Annotated in this window: 6 protein-coding genes and 1 riboswitch; all 6 genes read left to right on the plus strand. The window is 67.5% G+C overall.

The features are described from left to right. Positions 1–23 precede the first annotated feature (23 nt). The 6 genes from QRO95_RS15155 to pnuC all read left to right on the plus strand — a co-directional run bounded on the left by QRO95_RS15155 (position 24) and on the right by pnuC (position 7782). Positions 24–794 (plus strand): hypothetical protein, encoded by a 771-nt coding sequence (locus QRO95_RS15155; protein WP_285302917.1) that lies wholly within the window; start codon positions 24–26, stop codon positions 792–794. 111 nt (positions 795–905) lie between these two features. Further along, positions 906–2897: a peptidoglycan-binding protein gene (locus QRO95_RS15160; protein WP_285302918.1), complete on the plus strand. Its 1992-nt coding sequence runs from the start codon at positions 906–908 to the stop codon at positions 2895–2897. 285 nt (positions 2898–3182) lie between these two features. Continuing rightward, on the plus strand, positions 3183–3551 hold the full coding sequence (locus QRO95_RS15165; protein ID WP_285302919.1) for a glycine zipper 2TM domain-containing protein: 369 nt from the start codon (positions 3183–3185) through the stop codon (positions 3549–3551). Positions 3552–3680: 129 nt separating this feature from the next. After that, positions 3681–4805 carry a phosphotransferase enzyme family protein gene (locus QRO95_RS15170; RefSeq protein ID WP_285302920.1) on the plus strand — a complete coding sequence of 375 codons (1125 nt, stop codon included), beginning with the start codon at positions 3681–3683 and terminating at the stop codon, positions 4803–4805. A gap of 43 nt (positions 4806–4848) precedes the next feature. Then, a riboswitch (TPP riboswitch) is annotated at positions 4849–4944 on the plus strand. 70 nt (positions 4945–5014) lie between these two features. Beyond that, positions 5015–7204, plus strand: a complete 2190-nt coding sequence (locus QRO95_RS15175; RefSeq protein ID WP_285302921.1) for a TonB-dependent siderophore receptor — start codon at positions 5015–5017, stop codon at positions 7202–7204. Positions 7205–7212: 8 nt separating this feature from the next. Beyond that, positions 7213–7782 carry a nicotinamide riboside transporter PnuC gene (gene pnuC / locus QRO95_RS15180; RefSeq protein WP_285302922.1) on the plus strand — a complete coding sequence of 190 codons (570 nt, stop codon included), beginning with the start codon at positions 7213–7215 and terminating at the stop codon, positions 7780–7782. The last annotated feature ends 80 nt before the right edge of the window (positions 7783–7862 follow it).

Raw genomic sequence — 7862 nt, forward strand, 5'->3', positions numbered from 1 at the left:
CGCCCCGACAGGATGTTGCCCCGATGCAGACCCCCACCCCCGATGCCGCCACCACCCCGCCCGACGCGCCGACCGTGATGTATTTCACCTACCAGGTGGACGGCGATGGCGCGACCTCCTATGAGGTCCAGAACGGCAGCGTGGCGACCTTCTGGTTCGGCCACACCTTCATTCTCGATGGCACCACGTACTACACGGGTTTCTCCTGGGATACCCGCGAGCACTACGGCAAGCCGGGCGAGCAGACGCCGGCCGGTCCAGATGACCGCGCCAACCTTGCCGAGGCCACCTTCGTGCTGGCCGGCACCGACGCCAGGAAGCCATGGAAGTTCCGTGGCCAGGAATGGACCATCGGCGCACTGGGCGCGTACGACAAGGCCGACGATGTCGATACCCGGCGCAAGCCGCTTGAACATCGCACGGCCGATGGTCGCCTGCTGCTGGCGGTGCCGACCAGCAGCTTCGACCGCGGCATCAGCAGCACCGGCTATGCGCTGCTGCTGTTCAACCCCAGGCGCAGCGAAGACGACGTGGACAGCAAGGTCTGGCGCTATGTCGGTTCAGTGCGCACGGGTGAGGACAACAGTGCCGCCTGCGACGACGGCAACGTGATGCCCTGCACCGACAGCGATGGCGAACTGGCCTTCGCTGCCGACGGCAACGGCCTGCCGCGACTGACCGTGACCTTCAAGGGCACCACCATCGAAGGCCCCGGCAAGACCCGCGCACTGGGTGCCGGCGACGCCGTGCACTACACCTTCGACAGCGCGACCCAGCAGTACGTCGCGCCTTGATAGCACCCGCCACGCGCGGGTTCCCTGTTGACCGACATGTTCTTGACTCACGGATGAGTCCGGTTGGCGATTCGCGGCACGCGCCGCTCCATCAACCCCGAGGAAAACGTCATGGCACAGCATGACTACAGCAGAAAGGAAGTCCTGGACATCGTCGAGCAGGTCGCCAGGCAGAAGGGCATCCCTGTGGATGACTTCATGCGCTTCGCGCACATCGAGACCGGCGGCACCTTCAACGAGCGCGCCCACAACACCTCATCCGGCGCCAAGGGCCTGTTCCAGTTCGTGCCCGGCTCCGCGCGCCAGTACCACCTGACCGGCCACGAGTTCGACCCCACCCGCAACACCGAAGCGGCCGCGCAGATGTACCAGGACAACCTGGACTCGATGGCGCGCCGCAACGAGCGCACCGGCAACCCGTACCTGTCCGGGGGCAACACGCCCACCGGGCTGGACCTGTACCTGGCCCACCAGCAGGGCAGCGCCGGCTACGGCTCGGTGCAGACTGCCATTGCCACCGGCACCTTCGGTGTGGTCCGCAACAGCCACGGCGACGAGATCAACATGCGCCGCAACGTGCTGAACCAGATCGGCTCCGACGCGAAGGCGCTGACCGGCCACACCCTGGCCGAGATGCGCGGGATGAACGACGGCGACCTGGCGCGGACGTTCTCCAGCTATTACATCCACAAGTACGCAGCGATCAGCATTCCGGAAAAGAACATCGAACCGCAGGCGGTAGTGCAGGGCCAGGGCCAGACCCCGGCAGCACCTGCACAGGCCAGCGCAGCCGTGGCGGCGGGTGCAGCCACGCTGGCGGCAACCGCAACGGCAGCTGCCACACCGAAGCCAGGCATTGAACTGCAGGCCGCCTACGAGGCCGGCGTGAAGTACGACGACGTCAAGTACGCCATCAACATTCCGGGCCACGCGCTGTACGTACCGGGCAAGACCGGCAAGAACGTGGAGCAGGGTTACATCGACTGTTCCGGCTGGGTCGGCACGCTGCAGAACCGGACCATGGACGAGATCAACCAGAAGGCCGGGCACGCGGTGTTCAGCAAGGCTGATCGCATCGACCTGGGCAACCTCGGTTCCGGTGGGATCGTGCGCAAGGCGTTCGACCAGTCCGGCGTGCTGCTGGACCGCGACGCGATCCTGAAGCCCGATGCGCTGAAGGAAGGCATGATCATCGGCCTGGATACGGCCAGGACCCGCCATGAGCACTGGAACGGCATCGACCACATCGTGATGGTGGTGCGCGACCCCAACACCGACAAGCTGCTGATCAGCCAGTCCACCGGCAGCAAGGGCGTGCACACCATGCCGGTCGAGGACTACCTCAAGCAGGTGAAGGACCACCCGAACTGGAAGCTTTACGCCTCCGATCCGCTGTCCAAGGCGCGCGACCTGCTGGAAAACCGCACCCAGTCGCACGAGCAGACCCAGGGCAAGCCTGCGGCCGAGCACAAGGCCGCTGCCACGCCGCACGCCGAACTGTACAAGCAGGGCGCGCACAGCGAGGGCGTGCGCAAGGTGCAGGAGCAGCTGGGCCACCTGGGCTACGTCGGCGCCGACGGCAAGCCGCTGGTCGAAGATGGCCGCTACGGCCGCAATACCGAAGCAGCGGTGCGCCAGCTGCAGAAGGACAACGGCCTGGCGGTCGACGGCATTGTCGGGGCGAAGACCCTGGAGGCAATCAAGGACGCACGCGAACGGCCGTTGCTGAACGACGAGCGGCACCCGCGCAATCCGTTGTTCATCCAGGCCAGCAAGGGTCTGGAACTGCTGCCGGCCGGGACCTTCAAGGACCGCCACACGCTGGAAAGCGCTGCTGCGGCTTTGACCAAGGAGGCGCATGCCGCCGGCCTGCAGCGCATCGACTCGGTGGTGCCCAGCCCGAACGGTGAGCGCCTGTTCGCCGTGCAGGGCACCATCGGCGACCCCGCCGCCAGCCGCGTGGCGGTGGAGACCCGTGCCGCCAGCGAGCAGAGCCTGGCGCTCAGCAGCGGTGCCGTGCAGGGCGCGCCGAACGTGCTGCATCAGCAGCAGGACGCCCAGCAGGAGCAGGCCCGGCAGGCCCAGAAGGCGATGGGCGTCTAAGCCCGCGGCGCCTTGGGAGAGAAGGGAGGGCCACGTCCGCGTGGCCTTTTCCCTTTCTGCCAGCTGAGCGGCCGAGGCCGCTTTCAGCCTTGCTTCATGCCGCCTGCCGCTAGATGAATGCGCAAGCCGCACGGTGGACCAGGCAATGTTCCGGCAATGTTGGAACGCCAGCGTGGACATCACGGCAGCCGGGGCGCCCCGCGCCCTCCCTGCCCAGCGTGGCATGCACCTCACAGGAGAACGAACAAGCTCAGTACTTCCGCACTCAGCTTCCGTGGTCTGGCGATGGCCCTGGCACTGCTGGCCGGTGTCGCCGTGGTCAGCGATGCCAGCGCGATGTCGAGGAAGGACAAGCGCACCCTGGTCGGCGCCGTGGTCGGTGGCGTGGCCGGCAACCTGCTCTCCAACGGTGATCCCGCTGCCACTGTCGGCGGTGCCGTGGCCGGCGGCGCGATCGGCAACCTGACCACCTCCGACCGCCGCGATCGTCGTTACTACGACAATCGCCGTTACGACAACCGCTACGATCGCCGTTACGACCGTGGCTACTACCGCAGCGGCTACTACGACCGCGGTGAGGACCGTCGCTGGCAGCGCGAGCGCTACTACGACAACCGCTACTACCACGACCGCGGCCGCCATCGCGGCTGGTAATCCGGCGCGGCGGTACCGCCGATGACGATGTGACGACGGGCGGGTCGATGACCCGCCCGTTTGCGTTGCGGGCGGCCATGGCGTTGAATGCGCACCCTTGGATGTGACTTTCCCCACTGGGGCTGCGGCATGACTTCTTCTTCCCACCGGGTGCAGGGCCTCAACAACGACGAGGTCGCTGCCGACTGGCCGCCGATCAGCACCGCAGACCTCGCGTGGCTGCGCCAGCGCTTTCCGCAGCTGGATGCGGGCAGCCAGCCGCACTGGCACAGTCCTCGACCGTTGTCGGCCGCCGCCATCGTCAATGGCACGCGCGGACCGGTGTTCATCAAGCGCCACCACCACAGCGTTCGCAGCGCCGCCTGCCTGGAAGAAGAACACCACTTCATCGCCCATCTCGCTGCCGCCGGCGTACCGGTGGTGCAGGTGCTGGCGGCAACCGATGGCCACACCGCAGTAGAGCACGGCGAATGGACCTTCGAACTGCATGCCGTGGGCGTGGGCGAGGACCTGTACCGCGATGCCGTGTCGTGGTCGTTGCTGACCGATGTCGCGCAGGCCCGCGAAGCCGGCCGCATGCTGGCCCGGTTGCACCGTGCCGCCGCCAGCTATCACGCGCCACAGCGCAGTACCCATCTGCTGGTCGCGCGCGACGATCTGATCCGCGCCGACGATCCGATCGCGGCCATCAAGGCGGGGCTGCACGAGCGCCCCGGGCTGGCCCGCTACCTCACGCGCATTCCATGGGAAACCCAGCTTCGCCGCGACGTGCTGCCGTGGCATGCCGGCCTGGCCGAACGCCTGCGCGACGAGCCACGGCTGTGGGCGCACAACGACTGGCATGTCTCCAACCTGCTGTGGCGCGACGGGCAAGTCAGCACCGTGCTGGATTTCGGCCTGGCTTCGCCCACCAGCGCACTGTTCGACCTCGCCACCGCGATCGAGCGCAACGCAGTGGCGTGGCTGGAACTGGAGCGCGGCATGGAGGCGGTGCGCATCGACATCGCACTGGCGTTGCTCGACGGCTACCGCGAGGTGCTGCCGCTGTCGGCGGCACGCGTGCAGCTGCTGGCCGACCTGCTGCCGATGGTCCATTTCGACTTCGCACTGTCCGAAGTGGAGTACTTCGAAGGCATCACTGGCTCCACCGCAAACGCGGATGTGGCGTGGCAGCCGTTCATGCTGGGGCATCCGGCGTGGTTCCACAGCGCGCCGGGACAGGCACTGCTGCAGGCGTTGCACGCGGCAGCCTGAAGGGCACCGGCTCGCAAATCCGTACCATTTGTAGTGAAATGGTCACCTGAAGCGGGGGTGCCTGGATCTGCCAGGCTGAGAGAGTCCCTTGGAACCTGATCCGGTTTGCACCGGCGTAGGGAGCTTTGAGCCGCAGCCACACCCCCGTCATGGGCCGGTGCACCTGCGCGCCGTCGCTTCGTCTCCCTTGTTGTCCGAAGACGAACCGAATGAACCGCTGCCTGCGCCCCACCCTGCTCTCCCTCGCCCTCTGCGCCGCCTTGCCGCTGCATGCCAGCGAGGCCGACGCTGCCACCGATGCGGCTGCCACCGGCGCCGAGCGCTCGCCCACCGAACTGGCGGCAGTGCGCGTGCAGGCCGGCAAACCCAAGGCCGATACCTCACGCGTGAACGCCTTCGGTGGTGGGTCCTGGAAGGACACCCCGGCCTCGGTGAACGTGCTCGAGCGCGACTACCTCGACCGCCGCCAGGTGCGTTCGCTGTCCGAGCTGGCCAGCAACGATGCCTCGCTGGGTGATGCGTATGCGCCGGTGGGCTACTACCAGAACGTCGCCATCCGCGGCTTTGCGCTGGATGCCGCCACCGGCTACCGCTTCAACGGCCTGTCCATCGCCGGCGAACAGCGCCTGGCGCTGGAGAACGTGCAGTCGGTTGAGATCCTCAAGGGTGAAGCCGGCCTGGCCGCGGGTGTGATGGCGCCCGGCGGGATCATCAACTACATCGGCAAGCGCCCGGCCGAAGTGCGCACCGCCACGCTCGGTACCGACTCGGAAGGCTCGCGCTACGTCGCCGTCGATGTCGGCCACTGGATCACCCCGCGTTTCGGCCTGCGCCTGAATGCCGCATGGGATTCCAGCAATTCCTACGTCGAGCACGCCGATGGCCGTCGCAACTTCTACTCGCTGGCCGCCGACTGGCTGATTGGCGAACGCGGCAAGCTGGAAGTGGATGCCAACTACCAGACCAGCTCGCAGCGTTCGGTGTCCGGCTACCAGCTGCTGGGCGCGCGTGAGCTGCCGCACGGCGTGGATCGCGAATTCCTGCTCGGCTACCAGCCCTGGCAGCGCCCGGTGGATATCGCCAGCACCAACATCACCGCGTTGCACACCTACGACTTCAACGATGCCTGGCAGTCGCGCGTCTCGGTCGGCCACAGCCGCTCGGTGATCGATGACAACGTCGCCTTCGCCTACGGCTGCTACTACGCCACGCAGTGTGCCGATGGCAGCGTGCCGGGCAACTACTTCGCGCCCAATGGCAACTACGACGTCTACGACTACCGCAGCCCGGACGACACCCGCCGCAACCAGCAGGCCCGTGCCGAGCTGCGCGGCCGCTTCGAGACCGGCAGCGTCGGCCATGAGTTGACCCTCGGTGCCGACTACTTCCGCCGCACGGTAGACAAGCGCCCGAGCGTCAACGAGTACGTCGGCACCAGCAACATCCACGACGCACAGGTGCCGGTGTTCGCGCCGTCGCCGAAGATGCCAGGGCCGTCCGCACGACGCCTGGACAGCCGCCAGACCGCGTTCTTCGCGCTGGACCGGATGAGCTTCGGTGATGACTGGCAGTGGCTGGCCGGCGGCCGCTTCGTGCGCCTGGACGAGCGTGCCTACGACAAGCGTGGCACCCCGCAGCGGCACAGCCGCCTGTCGCGTTTCCTGCCGCAGACCGCCGTGGTGTGGAAGGCTACCGACCAGCTCAACGCCTATGCCAGCTACGTGCGCGGCATCTCGCTGGGCCAGGAAGCGCCGTTCTGGACCAGCAACGCCGACACCTTCCTGCCGTCGGTGCAGTCGCGGCAGCTGGAAGTGGGCGTGAAGTACGTGCCGGTCGAAGCACTGACGCTGGGCGCAGCCGTGTTCCGCATTTCGCAGCCGTACCAGTACGCCAGGCCGGACAACAGCGACGTCGGCTACACCTTCGTCGAGGAAGGCACGCAGACCCACACCGGCCTGGAGTTGACCGCCAATGGCCAGCTGACCGATGCGCTGCAGATCGTGGCCAGCGCCAGCATGCTGCAGGCACGCGCGCGCGACACCGGCACGCCGGCCTATGAAGGCCATCAGCTGGTGAACGTGCCGAAGGTGCGCGCCAGCGTGCACGTGGCCTACGCGCTGCCGTTCGTGCAGGGCCTGGATGTGACCGGTGGCTGGCGCTATGCAGGCGCCAACGTCGCCCGCGCCGATGGTGGTGTGCGCGCACCGGACTACTCGGTGTTCGATGCCGGCCTGCGCTTCCAGCATCGCCTGCACGAACGTGCGGTGACCTGGAACCTGTCGGTGGACAACGTGTTCAACCGCTTCTACTGGCGCGACACCGGCAGCAGCGGCGGTGACTACTACCTGTTCCCCGGCGCACCGCGACAGGCCCGCCTGTCGGTGACGTTCGCGCTGTGAGCGGCGTCATGCTCGAGTGGACCGCCGCGCTGTGCAGCATCCTCGGCGTCTGGCTGATGGCCAAGCGCCGGCTGGTGGCGTGGCCGGTCGGCCTGCTGTCGGTGACGCTGTACGGGCTGGTCTTCGCCGAGGCCAAGCTGTACTCGGACACCCTGCTGCAGGTCGCCTTCGGTGGCTTCCTGGTCTACGGCTGGCTCAACTGGCGGCAGCACGCCGCCGACGAGGGCAGCGTCCGCATCGTGCCACTGGCGCGCGGCAAGCTGCTGCGCGACCTGGCCATCGGCCTGTGCGGCGGCGTGGCGCTGGGTGCGGCCATGCACACCTTCACCGATGCCGCGCTGCCGTGGCTGGACGCGATGCTGACCGCGCTGAGCCTGGTCGGCCAGTGGTGGCAGGCGCGCCGCCACGTGGCCTGCTGGTGGGTGTGGATCGCGGTGGACGTGGTCTACGTGGGTGCCTACCTGTTCAAGTCGCTGCACGTGACCGCCGCGCTGTACGTGTTCTTCCTCGGCCTGGCCGTGTTCGGCCTGCGCGCATGGAGCACGGCAGCCCGTGAACCACAGGTAGCAACGCAGTAGCGCCACGCCATGCGTGGCCGGGGCTTACCGGTAGTCGCCAACCTTGGTTGGCGCACACCTGCCGACCAAGGTCGGCATCT

Origin of the sequence: Stenotrophomonas maltophilia group sp. Smal13 (assembly GCF_030236855.1) — a bacterium.
Taxonomy (GTDB): domain Bacteria; phylum Pseudomonadota; class Gammaproteobacteria; order Xanthomonadales; family Xanthomonadaceae; genus Stenotrophomonas; species Stenotrophomonas maltophilia_A.